The sequence below is a fragment of the Candidatus Pseudothioglobus singularis PS1 genome, assembly GCF_001281385.1.
Taxonomy (GTDB): Bacteria; Pseudomonadota; Gammaproteobacteria; order PS1; family Pseudothioglobaceae; genus Pseudothioglobus; species Pseudothioglobus singularis.
Map to the genome: position 1 here is coordinate 871,960 of NZ_CP006911.1, position 23,607 is coordinate 895,566.

The 23,607-nt window shown below is 35.6% G+C and carries 33 protein-coding genes and 2 tRNA genes; 4 read left to right on the forward strand and 31 right to left on the reverse strand.

Annotated features, from left to right (window positions below):
* Positions 1-103 precede the first annotated feature (103 nt).
* The 5 genes from W908_RS04440 to W908_RS04455 all read right to left on the reverse strand — a co-directional run bounded on the left by W908_RS04440 (position 104) and on the right by W908_RS04455 (position 2,687).
* Positions 104-853, reverse strand: coding sequence for an alpha/beta fold hydrolase (locus tag W908_RS04440; RefSeq protein ID WP_053820093.1), 750 nt, complete (start codon positions 851-853; stop codon positions 104-106).
* A gap of 34 nt (positions 854-887) precedes the next feature.
* Positions 888-1,265, reverse strand: coding sequence for a (deoxy)nucleoside triphosphate pyrophosphohydrolase (locus W908_RS04445; RefSeq protein WP_053820094.1), 378 nt, complete (start codon positions 1,263-1,265; stop codon positions 888-890).
* Positions 1,266-1,302: 37 nt separating this feature from the next.
* Positions 1,303-2,076 (reverse strand): surface-adhesin E family protein, encoded by a 774-nt coding sequence (locus W908_RS04450; protein WP_053820095.1) that lies wholly within the window; start codon positions 2,074-2,076, stop codon positions 1,303-1,305.
* A 92-nt stretch (positions 2,077-2,168) separates the two neighbouring features.
* The gene (locus tag W908_RS08700) at positions 2,169-2,597 is read right to left on the reverse strand and encodes a thermonuclease family protein (protein ID WP_144417902.1); all 429 of its coding nucleotides are present in this window, start codon (positions 2,595-2,597) and stop codon (positions 2,169-2,171) included.
* A 13-nt stretch (positions 2,598-2,610) separates the two neighbouring features.
* Positions 2,611-2,687: transfer RNA gene (locus W908_RS04455), tRNA-Arg, on the reverse strand.
* A 240-nt stretch (positions 2,688-2,927) separates the two neighbouring features.
* Here W908_RS04455 and W908_RS04460 point away from each other — a divergent pair.
* Both W908_RS04460 and W908_RS04465 read left to right on the forward strand, forming a co-directional pair.
* On the forward strand, positions 2,928-3,302 hold the full coding sequence (locus W908_RS04460; protein WP_053820096.1) for a hypothetical protein: 375 nt from the start codon (positions 2,928-2,930) through the stop codon (positions 3,300-3,302).
* Positions 3,303-3,311: 9 nt separating this feature from the next.
* Entirely contained in the window at positions 3,312-3,707 is a 396-nt protein-coding gene (locus W908_RS04465) for a hypothetical protein (protein ID WP_053820097.1), read from the forward strand.
* 164 nt (positions 3,708-3,871) lie between these two features.
* On the opposite strand, the gene W908_RS04470 is transcribed toward W908_RS04465, so the two are convergent.
* The 20 genes from W908_RS04470 to W908_RS04550 all read right to left on the reverse strand — a co-directional run bounded on the left by W908_RS04470 (position 3,872) and on the right by W908_RS04550 (position 16,323).
* Complete coding sequence (locus W908_RS04470; RefSeq protein WP_144417903.1) at positions 3,872-5,167, reverse strand: hypothetical protein; 1,296 nt, start codon at positions 5,165-5,167, stop codon at positions 3,872-3,874.
* 60 nt (positions 5,168-5,227) lie between these two features.
* Entirely contained in the window at positions 5,228-5,464 is a 237-nt protein-coding gene (locus W908_RS04475) for a hypothetical protein (RefSeq protein ID WP_053820099.1), read from the reverse strand.
* The gene (locus W908_RS08770; RefSeq protein ID WP_144417904.1) at positions 5,461-5,685 is read right to left on the reverse strand and encodes a hypothetical protein; all 225 of its coding nucleotides are present in this window, start codon (positions 5,683-5,685) and stop codon (positions 5,461-5,463) included. Before W908_RS08770 ends, W908_RS04475 begins: the two co-directional genes overlap by 4 nt.
* A 44-nt stretch (positions 5,686-5,729) precedes the next feature.
* Positions 5,730-6,260, reverse strand: coding sequence for a tetratricopeptide repeat protein (locus W908_RS04480; RefSeq protein WP_236849117.1), 531 nt, complete (start codon positions 6,258-6,260; stop codon positions 5,730-5,732).
* Positions 6,261-6,331: 71 nt separating this feature from the next.
* Entirely contained in the window at positions 6,332-6,523 is a 192-nt protein-coding gene (locus W908_RS08775) for a hypothetical protein (RefSeq protein ID WP_144417905.1), read from the reverse strand.
* A gap of 194 nt (positions 6,524-6,717) precedes the next feature.
* Positions 6,718-7,296: a tetratricopeptide repeat protein gene (locus W908_RS04485; protein WP_053820101.1), complete on the reverse strand. Its 579-nt coding sequence runs from the start codon at positions 7,294-7,296 to the stop codon at positions 6,718-6,720.
* Positions 7,293-7,442: a hypothetical protein gene (locus tag W908_RS08790; protein WP_158404002.1), complete on the reverse strand. Its 150-nt coding sequence runs from the start codon at positions 7,440-7,442 to the stop codon at positions 7,293-7,295. The genes W908_RS04485 and W908_RS08790 overlap by 4 nt, the downstream gene beginning before the upstream one ends.
* A gap of 141 nt (positions 7,443-7,583) precedes the next feature.
* The gene (locus tag W908_RS04490; RefSeq protein ID WP_053820102.1) at positions 7,584-8,063 is read right to left on the reverse strand and encodes a GIY-YIG nuclease family protein; all 480 of its coding nucleotides are present in this window, start codon (positions 8,061-8,063) and stop codon (positions 7,584-7,586) included.
* Positions 8,064-8,065: 2 nt separating this feature from the next.
* Complete coding sequence (locus tag W908_RS04495) at positions 8,066-8,749, reverse strand: toxin-antitoxin system YwqK family antitoxin (RefSeq protein ID WP_144417906.1); 684 nt, start codon at positions 8,747-8,749, stop codon at positions 8,066-8,068.
* Positions 8,750-8,778: 29 nt separating this feature from the next.
* On the reverse strand, positions 8,779-9,405 hold the full coding sequence (locus W908_RS04500; protein WP_053820104.1) for a hypothetical protein: 627 nt from the start codon (positions 9,403-9,405) through the stop codon (positions 8,779-8,781).
* Positions 9,402-9,701, reverse strand: coding sequence for a hypothetical protein (locus W908_RS04505; protein ID WP_053820105.1), 300 nt, complete (start codon positions 9,699-9,701; stop codon positions 9,402-9,404). Before W908_RS04505 ends, W908_RS04500 begins: the two co-directional genes overlap by 4 nt.
* 2 nt (positions 9,702-9,703) lie before the next feature.
* Positions 9,704-9,922, reverse strand: coding sequence for a hypothetical protein (locus W908_RS04510; RefSeq protein WP_053820106.1), 219 nt, complete (start codon positions 9,920-9,922; stop codon positions 9,704-9,706).
* 63 nt (positions 9,923-9,985) lie between these two features.
* Positions 9,986-10,591 carry a macro domain-containing protein gene (locus tag W908_RS04515; RefSeq protein WP_053820107.1) on the reverse strand — a complete coding sequence of 202 codons (606 nt, stop codon included), beginning with the start codon at positions 10,589-10,591 and terminating at the stop codon, positions 9,986-9,988.
* 12 nt (positions 10,592-10,603) lie between these two features.
* Positions 10,604-10,873 carry a hypothetical protein gene (locus tag W908_RS04520; protein WP_144417907.1) on the reverse strand — a complete coding sequence of 90 codons (270 nt, stop codon included), beginning with the start codon at positions 10,871-10,873 and terminating at the stop codon, positions 10,604-10,606.
* 189 nt (positions 10,874-11,062) lie between these two features.
* Entirely contained in the window at positions 11,063-11,968 is a 906-nt protein-coding gene (locus W908_RS04525; RefSeq protein ID WP_082345015.1) for an endonuclease NucS domain-containing protein, read from the reverse strand.
* 228 nt (positions 11,969-12,196) lie between these two features.
* A complete protein-coding gene (locus tag W908_RS04530) occupies positions 12,197-13,858 on the reverse strand; it encodes a TonB C-terminal domain-containing protein (protein ID WP_053820109.1) in 1,662 nt (553 codons plus the stop codon).
* Position 13,859: 1 nt separating this feature from the next.
* On the reverse strand, positions 13,860-14,354 hold the full coding sequence (locus tag W908_RS04535) for a hypothetical protein (protein WP_144417908.1): 495 nt from the start codon (positions 14,352-14,354) through the stop codon (positions 13,860-13,862).
* Positions 14,355-14,600: 246 nt separating this feature from the next.
* The gene (locus W908_RS04540) at positions 14,601-15,092 is read right to left on the reverse strand and encodes a type IV pilin protein (RefSeq protein ID WP_053820111.1); all 492 of its coding nucleotides are present in this window, start codon (positions 15,090-15,092) and stop codon (positions 14,601-14,603) included.
* A gap of 45 nt (positions 15,093-15,137) precedes the next feature.
* Entirely contained in the window at positions 15,138-16,139 is a 1,002-nt protein-coding gene (locus tag W908_RS04545; RefSeq protein ID WP_053820112.1) for a tyrosine-type recombinase/integrase, read from the reverse strand.
* Positions 16,140-16,246: 107 nt separating this feature from the next.
* Positions 16,247-16,323: transfer RNA gene (locus W908_RS04550), tRNA-Arg, on the reverse strand.
* Between the two features lie 236 nt (positions 16,324-16,559).
* Between W908_RS04550 and W908_RS04555 the strand changes: the two genes are divergently transcribed.
* On the forward strand, positions 16,560-16,751 hold the full coding sequence (locus tag W908_RS04555) for a zinc ribbon domain-containing protein (RefSeq protein WP_020024312.1): 192 nt from the start codon (positions 16,560-16,562) through the stop codon (positions 16,749-16,751).
* A gap of 32 nt (positions 16,752-16,783) precedes the next feature.
* On the opposite strand, the gene W908_RS04560 is transcribed toward W908_RS04555, so the two are convergent.
* From W908_RS04560 to W908_RS04575, 4 genes are all read right to left on the reverse strand, one after another.
* Positions 16,784-17,608, reverse strand: coding sequence for an XAC2610-related protein (locus W908_RS04560; RefSeq protein WP_053820113.1), 825 nt, complete (start codon positions 17,606-17,608; stop codon positions 16,784-16,786).
* A gap of 2 nt (positions 17,609-17,610) precedes the next feature.
* Positions 17,611-17,853: a hypothetical protein gene (locus W908_RS04565; RefSeq protein ID WP_053820114.1), complete on the reverse strand. Its 243-nt coding sequence runs from the start codon at positions 17,851-17,853 to the stop codon at positions 17,611-17,613.
* A gap of 135 nt (positions 17,854-17,988) precedes the next feature.
* Positions 17,989-19,206, reverse strand: a complete 1,218-nt coding sequence (locus W908_RS04570; protein ID WP_053820787.1) for an MFS transporter — start codon at positions 19,204-19,206, stop codon at positions 17,989-17,991.
* Positions 19,207-19,222: 16 nt separating this feature from the next.
* Complete coding sequence (locus tag W908_RS04575; protein ID WP_053820115.1) at positions 19,223-19,681, reverse strand: acyl-CoA thioesterase; 459 nt, start codon at positions 19,679-19,681, stop codon at positions 19,223-19,225.
* A gap of 176 nt (positions 19,682-19,857) precedes the next feature.
* Here W908_RS04575 and W908_RS04580 point away from each other — a divergent pair, with 176 nt between their 5' ends.
* Positions 19,858-21,279 (forward strand): S41 family peptidase, encoded by a 1,422-nt coding sequence (locus tag W908_RS04580; RefSeq protein WP_053820116.1) that lies wholly within the window; start codon positions 19,858-19,860, stop codon positions 21,277-21,279.
* A gap of 44 nt (positions 21,280-21,323) precedes the next feature.
* Here the strand turns inward: W908_RS04580 and lepB are convergent, their stop codons facing one another.
* Positions 21,324-22,238 (reverse strand): signal peptidase I, encoded by a 915-nt coding sequence (gene lepB, locus W908_RS04585; protein WP_053820117.1) that lies wholly within the window; start codon positions 22,236-22,238, stop codon positions 21,324-21,326.
* Between the two features lie 64 nt (positions 22,239-22,302).
* The gene (gene aroA, locus W908_RS04590) at positions 22,303-23,607 is read right to left on the reverse strand and encodes a 3-phosphoshikimate 1-carboxyvinyltransferase (RefSeq protein WP_053820118.1); all 1,305 of its coding nucleotides are present in this window, start codon (positions 23,605-23,607) and stop codon (positions 22,303-22,305) included.

The following is a 23,607-nucleotide window of genomic DNA, read 5'->3' on the forward strand; positions in this document are numbered from 1 at the left end:
ACTTTTTTGTTTGAAAAATTTAGTATACATCAATTAATATATATCTTTTAAGCATATTTTCATATTATGAAAACTTATGTTTCATAATGAAACTAACTTGACCTTAAGAGAGGAACTCTTTAATAATTTTATTAACTAGCTCAGGTTTCTCCATATGAGAGTTGTGAGCGCAACCCTTTATAATTTCTAGCTTAGAGTTGTGAATGCCACGTTTAAGTATTTCTTGCTGATTCAAGTCATATGAACGGTCCTTGTCCGACCATAGAATTAGTGTTGGTGATTGAATCTTATCTAGCTGCCCTCTCCCATCCCAAGAATCCCAAGCATCAAGGCTTGCCAAAGCTGCCTGAGTAGTGGCCTTAGCACCTTCATCCAAACACAATTGATAGCCGTCACCTAGTAAATAATCAACAAACCATGTCTTTGCGATATTTTCTCTAGTCTCTTTAATTCCCTTTTCTTTGATTTTGTTTCTGGATTCCTCGATCGTTTCAAATCGATTTGGCAAGACGCCAATTGAGCCAGTTCCAAAGCAGATCAATTTTTTAACTCTCTCTGGGAATAATGCGGCCATCTCCTGAACTATCATTCCGCCCATAGAGTGACCCAATAGGTAAAAAGTTTCTACTCCTAATAAATCTAATAATTCGAAAACTTTGACTGCATTATCACGGATTGTTGAAGGTGCTCTCATAAATGCACTCTCTCCATAACCAGGGAGTGAAGGCATGATTAGCTCAAAGTGATCCTTTAGCTCTTCTTGAAACTTCCACATATCCTGACCACCTAAATAGCCATGAACTAATACTAATGGCTTACCCTTTCCAATTTTTTTATAAGATAAAAGTTTCATGATTGAGAATGATAAAGTATTTAAAAGACTTTAATTATAGTTGTGAAGTAATATTCCCATCTCCTGCAACAAAGTCGTATTGATCAAAATCTTCTTTTACGACCCATTCGATTGCTTCGTGTTCAGAGAGTATCAATTCCCCTTGATTTATAGTGCAGACAAAGTAATGCAAGACAATGTCAATTTCGTCATCTTTATATTTTTCTTCAGCTATTTTGTTGTGAATAGTGATAGAGACATTGAGCTCTTCAAGAATTTCCCTAGACAGAGCCTCTTCAAAGGTTTCAGACCCTTCAACCTTACCACCAGGGAACTCCCACATGAGACCCATATATTTGTCTCGATTTCTTTTAGCTATAAGGTAATGGTTGTTTTTTTTAATTATTGCAGCAACAACATGAGTAGCTTTCATTGGAGCATCACATCATTAAATAATGATTCTAATTATACTAGTTGGCACTAAATTTGATAATGAGTTTTTTTTTGAAATCTGCTTGATTTTGAGGAAGTGGGAGCGGGGAAGATTTAAAAACCGCTCTTCTGATAGAGTTACCAAAGGCTTGCGATTTACTTTTTGCCGCTGAGGAGTCCTCAATACTGCCAACATCACACCCTAAAATTTTGACACCCTCTATTGCGCCGTTCATTGCTTGGTTTATTTGGACGTTACAACTCCAATTCGTATCGGCCTTATCGTACTTCCAAGAGGATTTTATTTTTGTAGTAATTGCTTTGACATAGGAAGAATTGCTATTAGTGACTTGAGTGGAATTTTTCATATTCAGAGCCTCTTTTCTTTGCCTTTCAAACTCTTCATTTCTTTTATTTAAAACCTCTATACGCTCTGCTTTTTCTTCTGAAGACAGCCTAGACATTTCACAAATGAAACTCAATAAAACATCAAAGCCACTGTTAGGTGCGTAATATTCCCAGGCGCTCACTACTTCTTTCTCAACCCCTTCTCCTTCACCCATAGGAAAAGGAAATCTGGAGCGCTTATTGACTTTAAATCCCTTTAAGTTGCAATCGCCTTGTGCATAAGTCTTCTCACTTCCAGTGCTCCATGTGTCCATATACCACCAATAGATAAAACCATCCTTCTCCTCTAACGTTTCAAAATCTATATACAAAGAAGCATTATTTCCTGGTAAGACATTTGTCCACTCAGAATGGGCACCAAGAGAGACGAAAAGAGAGATTAATAATAGTGATATTTTTTTCATGAGCATATTCTATTTAATGTGCATAAACAGAAGGTGAAGATTGTAAGTTGTTTAGATGTAGATTATTTAAGCCTATTTTCAAAGTTTAAAAATCAATTACACCAGCTTGATTTTTTACCACCACTGTATTTATAAGCTAATTCATTTTCAAGAAGTTCTTTTTCTAGGCTCATTCCATCTACTATTACATCAGCAACAATTCTAAAGTACTTGCCTCTATGAAGCTCCTGCAGTCTAATCTCTTTTGCATTCGCGAGTTTACTTCTGACGAAATCTCTCGCCTTGAGGGCTAAATCTCTCTCATATTGACACTTTCCTTGTATTTCAGGAGTATCTACACCCTTTAGCCGAATAGGTATGTTTTTGCCTACTAAAGGGGGCAGGGAGTCTATATTTACTCTAAAAGTATCTCCATCATAGACGCTGATCACTTTTGATACTGTTACTGTGCCATATACAGTGGCGGCTTGAACGATAAAAGCTCCAAGGCAAAGAGCAATAACTAGAAATATTTTTTTCATAATAATTTGATCTTGGTGCGCTCGAGGTGATTCGAACACCCGACATTCGGCTTCGGAGGCCGACACTCTATCCAGCTGAGCTACGAGCGCAATATTTAGTTGATACGCCGCAAGTTCAGTGTTAGCAAGTGTTTCTCTCTTTTTAAATATCATATTTATATTTAATGCAAAACTGATTATAAGTAATATTAGTGCACTTTTTGACCTAATTGCATTAAATTTGCACTAAATTTAGACCCCCGGGGACCCCCAAATAGACTGTCTAAATATTAATATTCACTCACTCACACATCAAACGAAATTTGGACTTTGGTTTCAGAATAAACTACAATGTTTGTTATGGGATTATTTAACAAATCTAAAGATGATAGTAATGCTTTTAAAAGGAAAGGAGAAGAAGCATACTACCACCAAGCACTAACTGAATTAGAATCAGGTAAAGTCAATAAAGGTGTTTACGCTAAAGCACTAGCTGAATCTTCGGGAGATGATGCTAAAACTCAATCGCTTTATCTTAAGTATAGAGTTCAATCGATTGCTGATGAAGGAGCAATAGAGGTTTTAAAACAGAAAGAGCGGGAAGAATATGAAGCAAGTCTTCCTCCAGAAGAAGATTGGTTGAGTAAATTTTTTAATATAATAGCGATGATAATTGGTGGGATAGGCGGGATATTTATAGTGTCTGCTATTTTGTCTTCATTATAGGTATGGTATATGAAAAAACTACTCCTACTGCTCTTCTCACTGACACTTAGTTATAGTGCTCTTGCTGATAACATTGTGACAGGCACTTGTGTCGCTAATGTTCGTGAAGGTGGAATACAACTTCTTGGTGCCAGTAATATTATTGAAGGTTCTGAGTTATTTTCTGTTTGTGAGGAGGGAGATATTTTGAATCTGAGTGGGTTTAGGTTTTATGACACACCAGAATATACAGATATTCTTGACGCTCTTGACTTCCCAGAATGGGAAAAAATTACAGAAAGAGAACTTAATAATAGTTCAGAAAAATTTAATCTATCACTTTATATGGCAAGATATTGTGACCTTAAAGAAACACACATTATAGGGAATGAAATCCTAGTTTGTAAATTAGTAGATAGAGATTAATCATTATGAAAAAAATACTATTAACTTTAAAAAAATTCATTGACAACATTAGAAGTACAATTAACTCTTTTGAGAGATAGAATTTCTTAAAACGAGTTGACCCCCTATAGGTTTCTTGGGTCTCCCAAAGACCTAAAGAGCTAAGGACTTAAGATATATCCTTATTAGTTATCATTATAGTTATCTATATTGAATACCTCTTCAGATAACACTCTTCTATTTATATAAGGTGTTACATCCTTCATATTGTCTACTAACTCTTTATACTGAATTGGCACTATAAAAGAATCATAAATAGTGAGACAAGGTATTTCTCTCTTAGTAAGCTCCATTACAACTTCGAAGACTATGTCAGATTCCCAGCAGCTTATGAAGTCGCCATAGATTTTTCCGTTGTTATAGTACTTAGCAATCTTTGGGTGTTTACTTAAGATTGCTTTAGCTATGTCAGTAGACTTTACTTTCTTCTTAAATTCAATATATTCTTCGTGCTTTTTAATGTCTTTAGCTTTAGGATTTTTAACTTTAAGGGCTTCATATTTATAATGATTAATGACTGAATGAGCAGTTCCTAAAACTGAATTACTACCCTGCATAAATGTGGAGAAATTCTTAGCGATATGCCTTGGTACTGGATAACCATCAACAATAATATAGTAAGGGTCATCGTCATAAGGATATGGTGCTCCAGTGATCACTTGATACATAGCATTTAGATGTGATGCATCTCGGTCTAGCTCAATTGTTGGCTGACCATCAATAGTTATATTCTTTCTGAGCTCTGATGATAGATTAACCCAAGGACCGGGCATCCTTCCGCCATAGGCAAACTCAGTATTCTCACCTTGATGTTTATGCCTAATAAATTTCCTCTGAATGGTGAACTTCTTGAACTCTCTATCTTCAGTACCATCATCATTTAAAAGAACAATCCTACTATTGCTAAGAAGTTGGTCATACTGTTTAATTTCTTCACTTAGCCACTTGGAGTAGTCAGTGTCTTCATAATCGATATAAGATTGCTTTCCATTATCTTTTTTAGCTTTTCTGAGGGTGATATAAGTCCCAACTCTTTTGTCTATGCCCTCGTCTGACCATTCAGTGTTTTCAAACCACTGCAATAGCTTGTCAGTAGGCATCATAGTGGTTCGTTTATTCTCGTCAAAATCCCCTAATTCTTGAACGATATAGCCATTGCTCTCAAGAGCATCTAGTGACGAAATGATTGAACTATAACCAATCCCCAATGGATTGTATCTTTTGCCTCCTAAGGGTTGCTTTTTACGAGAGACCATAACCTTTCTTTGACCTTGTATGAATAGATTACATAACAGCAGTTTTAGAGCCTTAAATTGACTCTTTTGCCTCATTCCAAGGTCTTTGCCTAGTTGGCTTGATAACTCCTCTAAATGAGGCATATTGACGTCTAGAAAGAGGTCTATTTTAGGTATATGAGCCATTATTCTAGATATTTAGTACTGTATTGATAATCACATTCACTTTTATTCATAAATTAAGACTTAATCCACTTGTCCAGGTGTGTATGCCTCCCCACCCGGAAATACTCCGGGATTAGTCTCCATTAGCCATATCCCAAAAATCGTTGAGGCAACAATAAACAAAACAGGGATAGAGAATAGGATTAGGATAACTTTTCCTAACTTACGATATTTTGTGAGCTTTATGAAAAATAGCCCAAAGAAGAAGAGAAATAACCATCCTGGGTAAAGTGGAACTGAATTGAGGAAGTTAATCAAGGTGTATCCCAGAAACTATCTTGAAGACATACCCACATATCAGAGCACGAAGTAAGCCAAAAGGCAAGAGAAGCAGTCACTACAATAAATGGAACAAAAAATAGAATTATCAGCGTAATACCTGTCTTCTTATAATTGGTAAAGTAATGTAGAAGCATTCCATAGAAAGGAACAAATAACCATCCTGGATAAAGTGGAACTGAATTGAGAAAGTTAATCAAGGAGTGTATACCTCACCACCAGCGTATTGAGTATTATTTTCATTTCAAAAGTTCTTCTCAAGCACCTCAATTGCATCTTTAAATCCTAGATTTGCTGACTTCTCAAACCAAGCCTCAGCAACATCGATATCTTGCATTAAGCCTTCAGAACTCATAAGCCCTCTTGCGTTAATCCATCCAAGATTAAACTGCGCCATAGCATTACCATTATTAGCAGCAACTTCCATCTCAGCTAATACATCTCTATGCTCATTTTCATAGAGTGTCGCTAAATTAGCATAAGCGTCATCACTTCCATTAAAGGTCGCTCTTTCAAACCAATATATCATTTCCACAATATCTTCTACTGTGTCATTCTTCCAACCAGCAGCCAGTCTCCAACCTAAATCATATTGAGCCTTGGCATTATTATTTTCAGCAGCCCTCATTAACCACATTTCACCTACTTCTGGAATGTTTAAAGCGTTAGGGTCTCTGAAGTACATTGAGAGCACATACTGTGCTGTGGAGTCACCATTATTAGCTAAATCAACAATTAGGTCTGCTGCGCGAACAAATTCACCCTGTCTAGCCATTGCAAGACTATCATCGATAAGATAGCTGTCGTCCTCAGCGAAGACGGCTTGAGAACAAAGAACAAATAATATTAATAGTTTTCTATAAATAATCTTTCCTCTTCAGTTAGCACCCACTTGCATATAGTGCCTTGAATTTTTTCTTCCAAATAATCCGCTGCTGTCATTTCAGCTTTTTTGTTGATAATAGACATCATCTGCTCCTGACTAGCGGATACGCTTAAGGAAGTGATGCAGAATAATAGTAGTAATAGTCGTTTCATCTATTAGAAAATTTATAGCGAACAGTCAAAGGAAATTAGGAGAGGCACCTTTGATGTGAGAATGCACGCTATTCCATCTAATCTCACTTTAGTGTTTTTAGGAGAACAACATTCATCATTCTATTTACAGAATGCAATTGCTTTGTGTTGAAATGATGAATTTATGGTGTAGATTAACCCATAATTTCTTATCACTAAATAAAATAATATTTTTGAATATCATCCCATAACCCATATTCATCAAGTAATTCAGTTGCACGCTCACTGCCTTGCCTATGAGCTAAATTAATCCAATGTGCCGCCTCTAAATTCGATTTTGGAACGCCTTGACCTTTATAATGCATTATTCCTAAATTACATTGGGCATTAGCATTGCCTGGTCCTTTTCTGGAGTCACTACAAATACTTAATGAAGAGTTTGAAGCCATTAGAAACCACATAAAAGCCTCTTCATAATCTATATCAACTCCAAGCCCTTTGAGATATATCACTCCCAAGTTATTCTGTGCAGAATCGTAGCCTTGCTCAGCTGCTTTACGAAACCAAAAAATAGCTTTTTCAGAATCTTCGGAAGTGCCTTTGCCACTCGAATGCAAGAAACCTAGATTGAATTGACTAGTAATATGTCCTTGGAAAGCCGCCTTGGAAGTCCAATAAAAAGCTTTATCATCATCTTGGGTGACACCATCACCTTCATAATACATATTGCTTAAATCCCACTGAGCTTTTAAATCACCTGCTTCAGCATCTTTTATTTTTTGTTGAATCTTCATTTGCCCTCCTTGTTTGAAAGGACAACATTTTTATTTTTGCTTGAGTTTTTATCTTTTTTGACTGGTCTTTTGACCGTTGCGATTAACCATCCACTCTTAAAAAGAGGGTGGTCCTCAGGTAACTCGCGATATATTACTTTACCCATTTGACTACCTCCGTTTTAGTACTTTAAGGAAAATCCTAGGGCGACAATAGGAACAAATGCCCAGTTCGTGAGGTGAACTATTCCTTTAATTAAGAAGAATTATATACCTATTTTCTATTGTAATATTTAACAGTAATGCTATTATTTTTCTTTTGTTCTGTATATGAGTATGCCAGCAATAACAATACTCATAAGTAATCCCGCAATGACTGGTCCCAAAGCATCAAACATCATTATGAGAAAAAATATTGCAAGAATAATTAAAATAACCTTGAATCCATCGCCACTCTGACTTTGTGCTGCAGAAACAAACTTTGAGTAATTTTTCTCAGATTCAATCCTCTCACCTGCAACTTCTCTAATTTTACTAATTGCCTCAGAGGGTGAAATTTTAAAAAATTCCCTGTCTTCTCTATATCTAGAGCCTATTAATTGCCTATGCACTTCTAATTCAACATCCTCATAATCTTCTGTTAAAGCCCTGTATTCAAGAACAAAATCTTCAAGAACTCCAGTTGTGCTAAGGTCACGCCTTCTTTTCTCTGGGTCTTTGCTTGATTGACCAATCTTTACAAGACCAGGGTGAGCAGGGTTTGACATAACGTAGATAAAGCCAATCATAATTAACCTTTAATTGAAGTACATTTACCATCTTCGCACATATACTCAGATGTTATCTCTCCTTTCTCATTCCATTCAATATACTTTCCTGTAAATTTGCCCTCATCATTTCTATTTATCTCACTTTGCTTTTGGCCATTCTCATACCAATTAGTTTCTTTACCAATAGAGAGACTATTTTTGTAATTGAACTCATATGCTTTATTACCATTTTCACGCCACAAAGTACTTTTCCCATCTAAATTACCATTCTTCCAATGCTCTTCTCGCCAAATCTGGCCATTTTTAAACCAAGTTATATATTTTCCATCTTTAATACCGTTTGGCCAATTTCCTTTCATTTTCATTTGGCCATCTGGATACCAGCTAGTTGATGTTCCAAATAACTTTCCATCCTTAAGATACTCTATTGTATCAAGTTGTCCATTCCTATACCACCAAGTTGATTTACCATCTAACTTACCATTTTTAAGATTTACTTTGGTTGCATATTGACCATATGCATCTTTATAAACACAGATACTAGTGGCTGTAATTCCTACTTCTTGATTAGGAAAAAAATAAACATTGACAGAGTTATATTCATCTATTTTTTCAATTCTTGTTTGGACATTTGGTTGCTCATAACAAAAGTCACTTAAAGAAAAATCTAAATGTGAGCTTCCATAAGAATTAAAAGAAAGCACTAGAGAGAAGAGTAGTAGCAGTAGTTTTTTCAACTTTCTAATTCTTTTTTAATTTTATTAGCTAGCTCATAGTTTTGATTTTTATTAGCCTTTATAAGCTCTTTCTGCAACATTAAAACTCTTTCATTTTCTTGTTCAAGTGCACTTTCCTCCTCTTCCTTTTTTTCTTCATCAGAGTCAAAAATGTCATAAGGATTAGGATATGACTTGCTAAGATAATCTGCAGCCCATTTTGGATATGGAAACAGTTCAGATGACTCCCACCTTAACTTTAAATAGAGTTTTCCTAGGGCTGTATTTCTAAATTTACTTTCCCCAATTCTATCACCTCTTGATTTTCCAAAAGGTAGCCAGGTAGAGGGTATATTCTCTTTCTTTTCCCATTCGGCTCTTCTTTTAAAAATTGCACATACATTCTTAGGCTCTTCGGGCTTGGAGTCTTTATTTGTAAATTCATCCCAAACAATATTCTCTGGAAAACAATATTCTTCATATTCTTTATATAAAGACAAATCTAGAAAATAAATATCACTTTCTTCAAGAGCAGCTTGCTTATCCAATAAATTATCATTTTTTTCAGATATTTGGCTTACTTTTTTTCTTAAGTCATCTAATTCTTTTCTTGCAGATGAAAGATTACTATATTGACTTATCATTGCTCATCCTTTTCGAGATTGGGAGCTTGCTTTAAAAATTCATCCAAAACATCAAACATATGATGTTCTCTTGAGAGGTAAAGGTATTTGTTATATCTTTTTGCTTCAGCAAGCTTTTTTGCTATTGTTTTATTTGACTTTTCAGTTATCTCAACCCAATTCTTTAAGCTTTTAAGGCCTTCTTCAAGATTTGATAGCTCAATACTCATAGTATCTGAATCGTTTTTCTTTCGCCAAGATGAGTATAAAAAAAAGGCAATCAATAAGAGAAGAATTAAAATGATATTTTCAGACATTTTTAATCTTTAAACCTCTCTGACAAACTTAATACTTTTTCTCTGTATTTAGAAATTTTGACTGAATGCTCATCAAACATTTTCTTGTCTTTTAAATTGTAATCATATATTTCTTTCTTTAAGCGTTCAAATTCTGCCTCAGCTGAATTGAGCCTGTTTAAATATATTTGAGATTCAGACTTGAGCTTTTGTATTTTTTCAAGTATTTCAATTAATTCCATATTAACAATTGTAGTTTATTCTGAAACTAAATACCACCCTTAACTAGATTAATAAGACTCGACTTATGCTGTTAATAAACTTTGATGTGATTGATATATTTCTTCAAAGCTGGAAATCCTTGCAGGCTCTTTGATTAGCTTGTAAGCAGCCCTCATCTGTGCTGCACATTTAACAGGCTCCATAGAACCTATACCAGTCCCTAAACCAGAGCATATAAGAGACTTTATTGGTCTTTTGGGCTTAGACTCATTAAAGCTATTTATAGCAATCAGAATAGCTCTAAAGGCGATATACGCATTTAGAGTATAAGCAACATTCTCAGGTATTCTCATAGTCGGTGCTGCAATCAAGTAGCTCCATTTGTTATGGTTAGTATTTATAATCTCAGCTGAACCAATTGGCATCTCACCGTGGTATTTCTTAAGAATAACTTCTTGAATGTCTTTCTCAACTTGAAAACCTAATTCATTTCTGATGGCTAAATCAAGCCCACCATCCATTATTCCAAAGCTGTTTGCAGGGCTCACAATCGCATCTGCACTTTGTTGAAAGTAGTCACCTGTAAGAACTTCTACCTCAGGAAAGCCAGAGAATACTTGCCTCCACTTATCGCACAATTCTAGTTTTGAATCAATTAAATATAGCTTCTCTAATTTTGTATTTATCAATTGTTATTCTCCTTATGTTTTAGAGGCCCAAATGCCACGAACACCATTATGTTCGACAAATAATTTAGTTAAATCTTCTGAATCTTTATGTCGGATAAATCCATCTGATTCTTTCAACTCTCCATCCCTGATTAATCGGTTGATAACCAGCTCATAGTCTATAGTCTGATAATCGAGATTTATATTCGCCAATAAATGCAAGAACATACTTTTTCTAATGACTCTTCCTTTTATTTTTGCTGTTATTAAATCTTTAATGAAATCTATATCTAAGTAATGCATAAATCCTCCATTTATATTAAATTTTCTTCTATACATCCGCATAACTCTATAAACCCCTTTAAAGAGGGGGCTGCAGAGCGAAAAATGGATTTTATTTATGCCAATTAAAATGGCTTAGATTGGGCTGTAGGACACCCCTTTTTAATGACTATTTAAATACAAATAGAGTATGGTTTATTAAGACCAGTTTTAACGCTTGTGTTCATTTAATTTGAAATCAACTTGATAAAGAAATACTTCGATATTAGGAGTCATTTCTTGCGCATAATCAAGTTTCTCATCGAATTTACCAGCAACAATTATTCCTTTGACTTCAGGGTCACCCAGTTTTTTCTTTATCCAACCCATATATCTGGTTACCTGACCAATAGTCTCATCACTTGTTTGTTTTCTTTTTAACTCAATAACTACATAACTTCCATCTTTCTTATCTTTAGCAAGAATATCCATTATTCCAATATCTGTACGATACTGCTGACTTATTAATTCACCTTCTTCATAGATAAGGTCATATTTTTTTCCTAATTCTGTTTCCTCCCAATTTCGAATAATAAAATCCTCTAATTGCTGCTCCATATAAAAAAGTCCAGTGCTAATGACTGATGTTTCATCTTTTAAATCTATATCCATACACTCTTTGTAATAATCAACCAAAGAATCTAATTCTTCTGTCATTTGCTTCTTAGAGACCTCCTTCCCATCTCGAAGATAATTAACTTCCTCTCCATTAACAATCGGCTCATAATGCTCACAAACATATGAGTTTCCGTATCTGAAAGGATTATCTATAAACTCATCTATTCTTTGCTTAGATGAATGAATTTCAGAGTTCCAGCTGTCAGCTTCAACACTCTCACCTATCCCATATGCAAGTATCAATATGTTTTCTTGCTTATAAAATAAATAAACTGGGTAATAGCCATTTGATGTGCCAACATCTGGAGCAACAACCTGTACCCAAGGGATTTTAGATAGAGTTCCCTGACCAAAAGAAACCCTTAACCTTAAGTTAGAATATTCTTTGGGGTAATGTTTCACTTTTTGACCACCAGTTTTGGTTTGTTTTACAAAATCATCTAAGAAATCTATTGACATATTTATCCTTATTTATTAGGGTAGAAGTAGTTTTTTCATAATACTTAGCAAGTATCCATCATATCTGATGAGCCATTGAGCATACAGTTAAGGTACTCATAGTCCATTAACAAATCCAAGCATCATTTTCATAGCAATACTCTTTCTCAATAGTCCATCGAGAATACGAAAAAAATGCAAGATAAACAAGGAAAAGGATTGAGCAAATAATGAGTATTTTTTTCACAATCAATTCACACTAAAAATCAAGATTAACTCTTTGTTAAATATCTCTTCACTGGGAGCAGATGGAAGTGGTGATGACTTATATACTGCTCTTCTAATAGAGTCTTTAAATGCTTTGGCTCTAGTACTATCTCCAACATTGGCATTGCGAACATCTGCTGCTACAACAGTTCCATCTCTATCTTGAACAACATAGACTTCAGCTGTCCAACTATCATCAGCACCTTGATAACGCCAGTTAGATTTAATTAATGCAGCAATATTATTAACCCAGGCAGTTACCAAGGTTGATCTTTGATCTTCAATAACTATTAGTCTTTCTTGATCTTGCTCAGCTTGTACTTCTTGAGTTAAAAGACGGTTGTATTGTTCATTTTCAAAGGCTAATTGTTGCTTAGCTCTCTCCGCTTCTAATTGATCTAGAAGTATTCGAGCCTTTTCAGCATCATCTTCTACCTGCCTTTTTCTTTTTTCAGCTTCTTTTGTTTTAGCTTCCTCTTGCCTACGCCTTTTTTCAGCTTCTCTCGCTCTTTCCTCTTCAGCCTTCCTTTTTACCTCTGCGAAAACTGTTTGAGCCTTCTTTAAAAGAGCTTCTTGTTCAGCAGATTTTGAAACCTCATCTGAATTTAATTTTTCTTCTTTCGTTTTATCTTCTTCAGCTTTTCTCTTCACCTCAGCGAAAACTTTTTGAGCTTTCTTTTTGAGAGCTTCTTTTTCTGCAGATGTTAAAGCCTCACCTGAATTTAAATCTTCTTCTTTGTGTACTTGGCCACTCTCATACCAATAAATCCAATGACCATCTTTAATGCCTTTTTTAAAATATCCCTCTGTATGTTTGTTGCCATTTTCATACCAGTTAGTTACCTTTCCATCTAGCTCACCTTTTATATAATTTCCTGTTTCTTTAATTTGACCGCTCTCAAACCAATTAGTGTATTTCCCATTACTTACACCATTCTTATGATTACCCTCCGCTCTTATCTGACCATTCTCATACCAAACAGTTAACTTACCTTCTTTAAAGTCATCTTTGTAAACTCCTTCTGACTTTATCTGACCACTTTCATACCATTCATTAAATTTACCCTTTAAGCGATCAACCTCAGTCTTTAGCTGACCATTGTCATACCACTCAGTAGCATTTTCCTGAATGTGATTAACCTTTTTCTTTATCTGTCCGTTTGAATAATATGTGTATTCAATTTCACTAACTTTCTCCTCGAGCTGGAATAATGCCTCCTTTTGTATCCGACCATTTGGGTAATATTCGTATTTACTTTCAGCAATTAAATTATTATTCTGGTAGATTCTCTCTCTTTCTATGTATCCATTTTCATTTAAAGCAATCCTCTTATAACCTATCTTTTCTCCGTCCTCATATTCCTCTGTTCTGCTTAGCTCACCATTCACTTTCCACCAAGTCCACCAGCCGTCTTGTAGCCCATCAATTAATTCTCCTTTAGAGTGATATTGTCCATTCTTAGCGTAAATACATAAGTTTTCTCCAGAAAATGGTTTAGACTCATTCGGCAAAAAATAACGGTTATTTCTAATTTGAGCTGTATTTGCCTGGTAACAAAATCCACCCTCTAAAGATTTAATGTGATCATTAGCAAAAGATGGAAAGCAAAATGAAAAAGATAAAATTAGTAATAGTTTTTTCATATTATTCCTTGACTATGATGTCATTTAAAACGACATCACCACCATCTTCATCACCAACATTTGTTTTTAGAGTGTATTTTTTTCCATCGACAGCAAGAAAAGATTGGCCTAAAGCTGGAGTGCCTCCACCTTCTAACATCGAGGCTAGAGTAACGTCATAAGGATTTTTATTTATGTCTTTAAAGTAGGCTATAAATGCGGGCTTTAATTTATCATCTTTACAATCTACATCAACATTGTTGATAGATACCTTTGCTGAACCTGAAGAACACTTTGTAAGCGAAGCAGCAATAAAGCTCTTATTTTTAGTGTGGTTTGAGTTTGTGACTTTAATCTGAACTTCTACCAAAGAAGACCCTTTATTAAAGTCGATAGCAACCCAAGCAAAAAGAATAGCAAAAGCATAAATCAAAATTAAAATTAATGTTACCCATCGATTCTTTTCCCTAATTGCACGATAAATAAAATAGGGTATACCAATAAATACACCTATCAAAAAAATCCAAATGATTATTATCCAGAAGTACACAGCTATAATTTCATTTGAACAAAGAGTGTTGTTTCATAATAGAGCTATTACTGAAGTGAAACTTAGTATACGACCTATATGGTCTTAGGTCAAATTGAAACGAAATACCGCCTATCACTTGATTAATAAGTGTCGACTTATGCTCTATACATAGATGAGCATAACTCTTAGTAACTCGATGAGGGTGAATCCCCTTTTTTATTTTAAGCATATCTACTCTTTAATTATGAACTCTTCGAGGTAATCTGGTTGTCCAGATTCATTACCAATATTCGTCTTAAGTAAAATTCCTGTCTTACCTGATTGACTTTTATACTTTATTACACATCTTCCAATATCAGGATTTCTAACGTTTCCTGCATTTGATGACTTATAGCAAAATGTTAGTGAGTCATCATAAGCATTCTCATAACCTCCAAACCAATCAACATAGTCTGAAAAATACCCATACCAAACTCCCATTTGATTAGAATCACAAGGGACAGTGCTCATTTTTGGGTGTAATCTCATTTTTTTTGATGGATTTATGGAGCATTCAAGAAAAGTTCTTGATATAAGATTTGCAATCTGCTTATGGTTTGCTTCAGAAGTATTTATTTTCGCTTGTATCATATACCCGTTGTACATAGGCACCCCTACACCAGCGAGAATACCAATGATGGCAACTACGATAAGTAACTCGATGAGGGTGAATCCCTTTTTCATTTTTACTTCCTGTAGATGTTTAATTTATTGTAGTTTATTATGATACTAAATGCCACCCATAACTCGATTAATAAGTGTTGACTTATGCTCTATACATAGATGAGCATAACGCTTAGTCACCTCTATTTGCTTATGACCTAAGACATCTGCTATCTCAAGAAGAGTTGCACCGTTCTGAGCTAAATAGGATGCTGTAGTGTGTCTTAAATCGTGGAATCTAAAGTCTTCGAGTTCTGCATCTTTAACTGCCCTTTTCCAAGGTTTATAAAAGACATAAGGTTTTGACGGGGTAATCTTGGATGCAAATATTAGAGAGCTATCATTCTGATTAAATAATTGAAGCTCATTAATCACATCAATTGTTAGAGGCAGAACTTTAGCCTCTCCATTTTTAGTATTATTGATATATGCCACTTGTTTCTCAAAGTCTATGTCATTCCATCTTAAATTCAGTAGCTCTCCCCTTCTCGCTCCTGTTGTAATTGCCATTAAGGCAAGTAAATAGAGCATCTCCCATTTTGAAGCTCTACAAGCTCTAAATAGGCGTTTTCTCTCATTATCTGATAGATATCTTGTCCTTCCCTTCTTTTCAGGCAGAGAGCGTATATATCGCGTTGGATTCTCAGTTAGACCCAGCTCTCTGATTCCATAGTTAAAGACAACCGATGCGAGCTTCTTGTATTTATTAATGGTTGCGTTACTGAGCTCATTTGGCAGTTTGTCTAAACCTGAGTTAATATCATCTTTACCAATATCATTGATGGGCATCTCTCCCATATGATTAAGCCAGTACTTCAGTCTACTTCTTTGCATCTGCGGCTTAGTCCCTAGGTACTCTTTACTTAGATACATTTCTACAAGAGTACTAAAGGTTAGCTTAGAGCTATAGGCTCTATGAGCACTCTTACTCTCTTCTATCCTAAGAGCAAAGCGTCTTGCGTCTTGCTTATGGGTAAAGGTTTTAAAGATGTTGGGAAGTCCTTTCCTGCGTATCTGGACGCGGTAAGAGACGCCCTTCTTGTTCATTAGTTTTTGTATTGTTGCCATCGCAAATCTCCATTTAATGCATTAAATTTGCATTAAATTTAAAGAGATGCTTAAAAAGAGAGGTTGGCGGTTACCGCTGAAAGCCTTATGCTAACTGGTAAAGTGTTTGGTGCGCTCGAGGTGATTCGAACACCCGACATTCGGCTTCGGAGGCCGACACTCTATCCAGCTGAGCTACGAGCGCAATATTTAGTTGATACGCCGCAGTTCAGTGATACTAAAGGTTTTATGCTTTTTGCTCATATAAATCTCGCATTAAGTGCAAGTATGATTATATGTTAATTATAATCAGGGACATTTTTATTTGAATAGATAATAGGAGATCAATTATGGGTTTTTGGATTGAAATTGTAGTTATTGCGCTTTTGTTAGCTATGTTAATAAATTTACAGAGAATTTATTTATTGATGAAAAATAAAAATGGAATATAAAGCAATCACTTGTTTTTTTTGTTTTGAGCAGTTTGAAGTTTCGTTGGAGGTTGGATCCTCTTTTGTTGGGAACATCAGTGAGATTTATGATTGTGAGGTGTGTTGTAATCCAAATAAAATTGATTATGAAGTTTATGATGGAGAGATAAACATCAATAATGTTGGTAATGGAAATGAGTAAATTTTTTCACAATGTTCGAGGCACTTTTGTACTTAATCTACAGTTCCAGACTTGGCTTCATCTAGAATTTCTTTACCATCTACAACATCATAAACATACTTAGTGCAAGGCATGTCATTCCCATCTTCATCCCAGGTCTCATAGTCAATTTTATGGATTAATTCGAAATTATAGTCTCTCAAAGGATAGTCACTAAAAACCCTTTTATAAGTCTCATAGGAGGAGCTACAAGCACCACCAGAATAATACAGCTGGATTGTCTTATTATCTGAATCAAACTCTGTCGTTGCATCTATGTTGCTATATGGCAATGTATCGGTTAAATCCATGATATTAAAGTAGCTAGTATCTTTAATTTCCTGAATCAAATAGACCTCATAAGCATCGTGATGTCTTTGACCTTGTCTCCTATTAGCTATGACTAACTCTTTAACCCCATCAAAGTTCATATCACCAAAAGCAAAGGGTTCATTAGCTATATCACTATACTTCATCTTGATGACCTCTTTATTAGCTATAGTATTGGCGTTTATCCTATACTTTGGAAAACTGAACATCCTATTCCCAATATTGAAAAAGTCTGTTTTAATGGTGAATTTGACGTCTCTGTCAACCAGCTTGAAATTGATATTAGCAGGACCATTAAACATAGGCACTAACCCCCAGTCTGGAAACCATTCCACATCAACTATATAACGCCCTTGAATAACATCAGTGAACTCAATATAAATGGGTGTTTTGCCATCTAATAACTCATAATGCTTTGGTAAGCCATTATCCATATACTCTACTAAATCATCAGCAGCAGAGGCATTGAAGCTTATAGAGATAAATAAAAAAAGGAGTAGTTTTTTCATAATCAATTTATGAGGGATTCAGCCCCAGGATGAGCGCCCAATACTGAAACTGATAACCATAATAGAAGAAATCCCAAAACGGTATAAAGTAGAAAACCTACAAACACTATGATTAAACCAATACCTAATTTACGATACTTAGTTCGCTTTAAAAAGAATAGCCCACAAAAAGGGACTAATAAAAATCCAATGGTAAGGGGAGTAGGAACCAGAAAATCTATCATAGTTTGTTTAAGTGAGAGCATTGTTCTGCAACAGATTGCTGGTTCTCAATCCCTGCAGTACAGATTATATAATTCATATTATAAAAAAATAAAGCCCCCTCTATGAGGCCCCAAATCAAGATTAATAAACCAATAATTTTGAGTGGTTTTTTCATTTTAAATTGATTGAGGTTTTTTGTTGATAATTAAAAAGAAAATGTAAGACATCAAACTTAATAATAAGAAAGCTGAAAAGGACGTTTTAAATCCTATAATTTCACTATAGCCAAAACTTTTAACTAAGTCGATTACTAGGCCAATAAACCATTGCATTATAAAAGCTCCTAAAAAAATTAACAAATTAAATGACGTAAGCGCTTTACCTGCCAGGTGGCTTTGAAAAGTCAAGCCTACAGCTGGCTGTATTACAGATAAGAAGATTGAAGTTAGGATAAATAATGTTATATAAAATGCACCCGCTTTTGGCCCTAAAAGGATAATAGTTAACATTACCAAAAAACTTAATGGTAAGCCAAATTTTATTATTTTTAATGCACTAAAACCTAGATTTATAATCCTAGGTAAAAAATAACCCCATAAGAAAAATGAAACCAGCATTGTAATATTTATCCAAAATAATCCTGTAGCGCTTTCAAGTGGAGAGTACCCTGCTACTCTAATCATCCAGGGCCCTGCCCACAAAGTTTGGATTGCCATTAAGCCGCCATAATTAAACAAACCTAGCGGAATAACACTGATAAAGAATTTATTTTTCCATACATCAGCAAATGAGCCATCTAAAGACCTATCCTTTTGATGGCCCCACTTTGGAATAAAGGATAACATCAAAATTATGCTAAATAATATCAATGTCGCAACTCCTCCAAATATCCATCTCCATCCTAACGTAGGCAATAAAAGTTGAACAGGTAATGTCGATGATAAAAATCCTAACGAAGCAATCATTAACATCCATGAGTGGGCTCTTTGCTGTTGGTTTTTAGCAAACCAAATTCTGTATCCTGTTAATGGTGCCATTAGGCAAGCACTCACCCCAACTCCAATTAATATCCTAGAAATTAGTAGACCTGAGAAGCTTTGAGCAAGGGCAAAAGAGACAGTTCCAATTAATGCGATTAATGTAAATGAAGATACAATTTTTTTAGGTCCAAACTTATCTAACAAATACCCAAGAGGTATTTGCATGGATGCAAAACCTAAAAAATATCCACCAGCAAGCAGCCCCAAATCTGCAGCCATTAAATCAAATTCAAGTGTTAATACTGGAGAAAGTGTAGCTGTGATAGCCCTTAGCAAGCACGATAAAAAATAGCCAAAAGCAAAAACAAAAAAAACAATAATAGCTTGTTTTTTTGGAAGAATATAATTATCCATTGTTAACTTTGAGTCATCAGGAAGAACTTTTACCAAGAATTTGAACTTTAGTTTTTTCAAAGCCAATGATTGTATTTCTTACCTCATCAGGTATTGAAGTTTTTACATTATTGACGTAATCAAATGCAACCACTTTTGCATCACCAATAGCGACAAGCCTTTGATGATTATGACTCTTTACTTCATATTTCATAGTGAAATACTGATCTGCCATAGATTCGACTCTCACACCCACTGAGATACTATCTGGATAAAACAGTGGATAAATAAACTTGCACTGGGTGGAGCCCAATATCGTTGAAATTCTCGACTCTGCAAATAGGTCACCAGAGTTTATATTTTCAAAGTATGCAATTCGAGCCGTTTGAAAATATTTGAAATACTCAATATTATTGACATGCTGGAGTGCATCCATATCTCCCCAGTCAACTTTAATGTCAATAATAAAATTAAAGTCTTTTAAAATTTTGTCCATATGAAATACCCTTAATCCATTTTCATTTTTAGATTTAAGCTGACAATTTTAGTTCAGCATACATCTTTATAAATTAAAAGTTAAAATGTTCTTCATAAAAACTATATTATTTCTTCATGCTATATTGTTTGTTTATTAGTACAATTTAATTTTTTTTGAGACCTTCAGGTATCCTTATGATTAACTTAAAGACTTTTTTTAAATCTTTTGCGCTTTCAGTTTTTATTTTATTTGCAACCTCAACTGTTGCAGATGATGACAATTACTCACCCCTTGACTCCCCATCATTCTTCGAGGGGCTAAATACCTTTACTGCTGTATTCTCTCAAATCAAACAGATGTATGTTGATGACATTGATGATGAAACACTTTTTAATAATGCTATAAGGGGGCTCATTGAAGGACTAGACCCTCATTCGAGTTTCTTAGAGCCAGTTGCTCAGTCTAAGGTCAGCGAGAGCACTATGGGTAAATTTGGAGGTCTTGGGATAGTCATTGGTACTAAAGGTGACTTTATAGAGGTAGTATCTCCAATTGATGATACCCCTGCTTACAGGGCTGGACTCAAAGCAGGAGATATTATTTTGCAAATCGGTGACCAAAATGTAAGTCAAATAAATCTCGAGGAGGGTGTCAAGCTTATGAGGGGTGCTCCTGGAACAACCATTAAACTAACAATTGGTAGGCCTGAAATTGCCCCTTTTGTAGTCGAAATCACCAGAGAAGTTATCACAATAACTTCGGCTAAAGGTCTGATTGTCTCTGATGGTATTGGTTACCTTAGAATCGCACAGTTTCAAAGGCCAACAGCTGAGGTTGTAGAAAAAATTATTGCTAACTTAGTGAGGAAAAATGAAGGTGATCTTGATTCCCTGATTATCGATTTAAGAAATAATCCTGGCGGACTCCTTGACTCTTCAATTGATATTTCTAATTTATTTATTGACGAGCCAGGAATCGTTGTTTACACGGAAGGCAGAACTCCTACTTCAAATATGTCTTTTCCAACTAAACCGGGTGATATCTTGAATGGTGCGCCAATTGTTGTCCTCATGAATGTGGGCTCTGCATCAGCCTCTGAGATTGTTGCTGGCGCTCTGCAAGATCACAAACGCGCCATCATTATGGGTGAAGAATCCTTTGGTAAAGGCTCCGTCCAGTCCATGATGAGTCTTCAGGATGGTTACGGTCTTAAGCTCACAACTGCTAGATATTTCACTCCCTCAGGAAGATCTATTCAAGCGAAGGGAATATCTCCAGATATTGCACTTGATAACATTTCATTGAAAGATGAAGATGAGGAAGAAGAGTCAATAGACTTTAGTTCGCAGGAAAAAGATCTTAAGAATGCCCTATCAGCGCAGGATGAAGATGAAACTAATACTGATGATATGTCAGACTCAGACTCTACTGAAGTTGACACTTCAGATTCGCAAGATGAAGTTAATCCGACTGAGCTAACTGCAGAGGAAATCCTAGAGTCACAAGATAAGATTGCTGCTGAGCGTGATCAGGAATACATAGACCTTTTACTCGAAGACTACTATGTCCACGAAGCTGTGAACGTTCTTAAAGCTTTAAAGATTTACAATAAATAAAACCAAGGTGCTCTCAATTATTGAATTGAGAGCACTTTCAATCTTTAGTCAAACCCACCGATCCTACTAAATTGCATGGTATTAAAGTTCCAGTCCCAGTGCATCCAGATTCCAATTGCACGCCCTATAATGTAATCCTCTGGGACGAAACCCCAAAACCTTGAATCACTACTGTGTGCACGATTATCCCCCATTACAAAATAGTGTCCCTCAGGGATCGTAATTTCAGGAAGCTCTTTTGAGTGCCCTTTGGGATTTAAAAGGATCTCATGAGGCATTGAGTCTATGAACTCTTGAACAAGTTTGTAGTTATTCATGGGTTTGCCTGAGTCGACACCGATATAAGGCCCAATTATCTTAATATCCATTGAATTATCGTTGATAGTCAATTGATCATTTTTATATGAAATTACATCTCCAGGACCAGCAACAATTCGTTTAATAAAATCAACCCCTGAATAGCCAGGGTTTTTTTCATAATTTGGATACCTAAATACAATGACATCACCCCTATTTGGTTTTGAGAATTCAACCAGTTTGGAGTTTGATATAGGGAGTCTGAAGCCATAATCAAATTTATTGACTAGAATAAAGTCACCCGTTAAAAGCGTCGGCATCATTGAGTTTGATGGAACACGAAAAGGTTCAAATATAAACCCCCTAAAGACTAACACTAGAAGTAAAACAGGGAACAACTCGATTGACCACTGAACAAGTTTAGGCCTGTGGCTATATTTTTCAGATTTTGAGAACTTTAAAAAAATTAAAAAATAGGCAATTTTGCTAAATTTTGATTTTTCTACCATGGCATCTGATGCAGGCTCTTGATCACCCTTAGACAGAGCTAGATCAATCAAAACAATAACAATTGCAAGTATCATTGCAACAAATAGCCATGAGAGAACATCCCAAGCAAAGAATGGTTCAGCGTTTTTTAATACTGCTTCGTATATAGACATAGAATAGAGTTTTTTTTAAAGGGCGTATTATAACAACCTGATGGCTTTTTGCTTAACTTAGTATCTAAGCGCTTTCAGTAATACTCATTCCGATTGAGTTGGCTAGTGCAATAAAATTAGGGAAAGATGTTTTTACATTATCAACCCCTTCAATCTTTATATCTGAATCTGAGCTGACCGATGCAATGGCAAATGCCATAGAGATGCGATGGTCATGGTGAGACTCAATGGGTGCGGTTTGTTCTTTAAATTTGCCGCCTACTATCCTAATGCCATCTTCTAGCACATGATTTATAATACCCAGCGATGTCAATCCATCAGCCATCACTTGTATCCGGTCTGACTCTTTCACTCTAAGCTCTTTAGCGCCTGTCAGAAGGGTTTCACCATTAGCACAACTGGCAGCTATAAATATTGCAGGAAACTCATCAATGGCAAGTGGGACTAGTTTTTTTGGAATTTGAATCCCTTTAAGGTTTGAAGAGCGCACTCTAATATCTGCAATTAATTCTCCAGCATCAACTCTTTCATTTGAGAGCTCTACATTGCCACCCATTAACTTAAGAATATCAATAACGCCTGTTCGAGTAGGATTGATGTTGACCGCTTCTAAAATAATGTCAGCATCATCTGATATGCATGCTGCAACCATAAAAAAGGCGGCTGAAGAGATATCACTGGGCACTTCAATATTGCAAGCCTTTAAGGAACCTCCACCCTCAATCGATATTTTATTAGGTGAGGTTTGAACTTCATAACCAAAGCCTCTGAGCATACGCTCTGTGTGGTCTCTTGAAATGCCGTTCTCAATAACTGTTGTAGAGCCTTTGCTATAGAGGCCTGCTAATAAGATACAGGATTTAATCTGGGCTGATGCAACAGGCAAAGTATATTCGATAGCCGACAAAGTCTTTCCGCCGTTAATCGAAAGAGGTGGCATTGAGTTTGGACCTGAGATGTCTGCACCCATTTGACGAAGAGGCTCAATGACTCTTCCCATTGGCCTTTTGGATAGTGATTTGTCTCCGCAAAGCTCTGAGTTAAATGATTGCGCACTCAGAAGGCCCGACATCAGTCGAATTGAGGTACCTGAATTTCCAAGATTTAAAGAGTTTGTTGGCATTTTTAAGCCGTACATTCCAACACCCTGAATGATCACATCAGAGCCTTTTCGCTCAATAGAAACTCCCATTTCCTTGAATGCGTTCAAGGTCGCCAAACTATCCTCTCCCTGAAGGAATCCTGAGACCCTAGTTGTTCCCGTTGCAATTGAACCGAGCATGATAGATCTGTGGGAAATTGATTTATCTCCAGGTACCCTGATTGATCCTGATAATGATTTAGAGTGGGATGTTACAAAGCTAGCCAT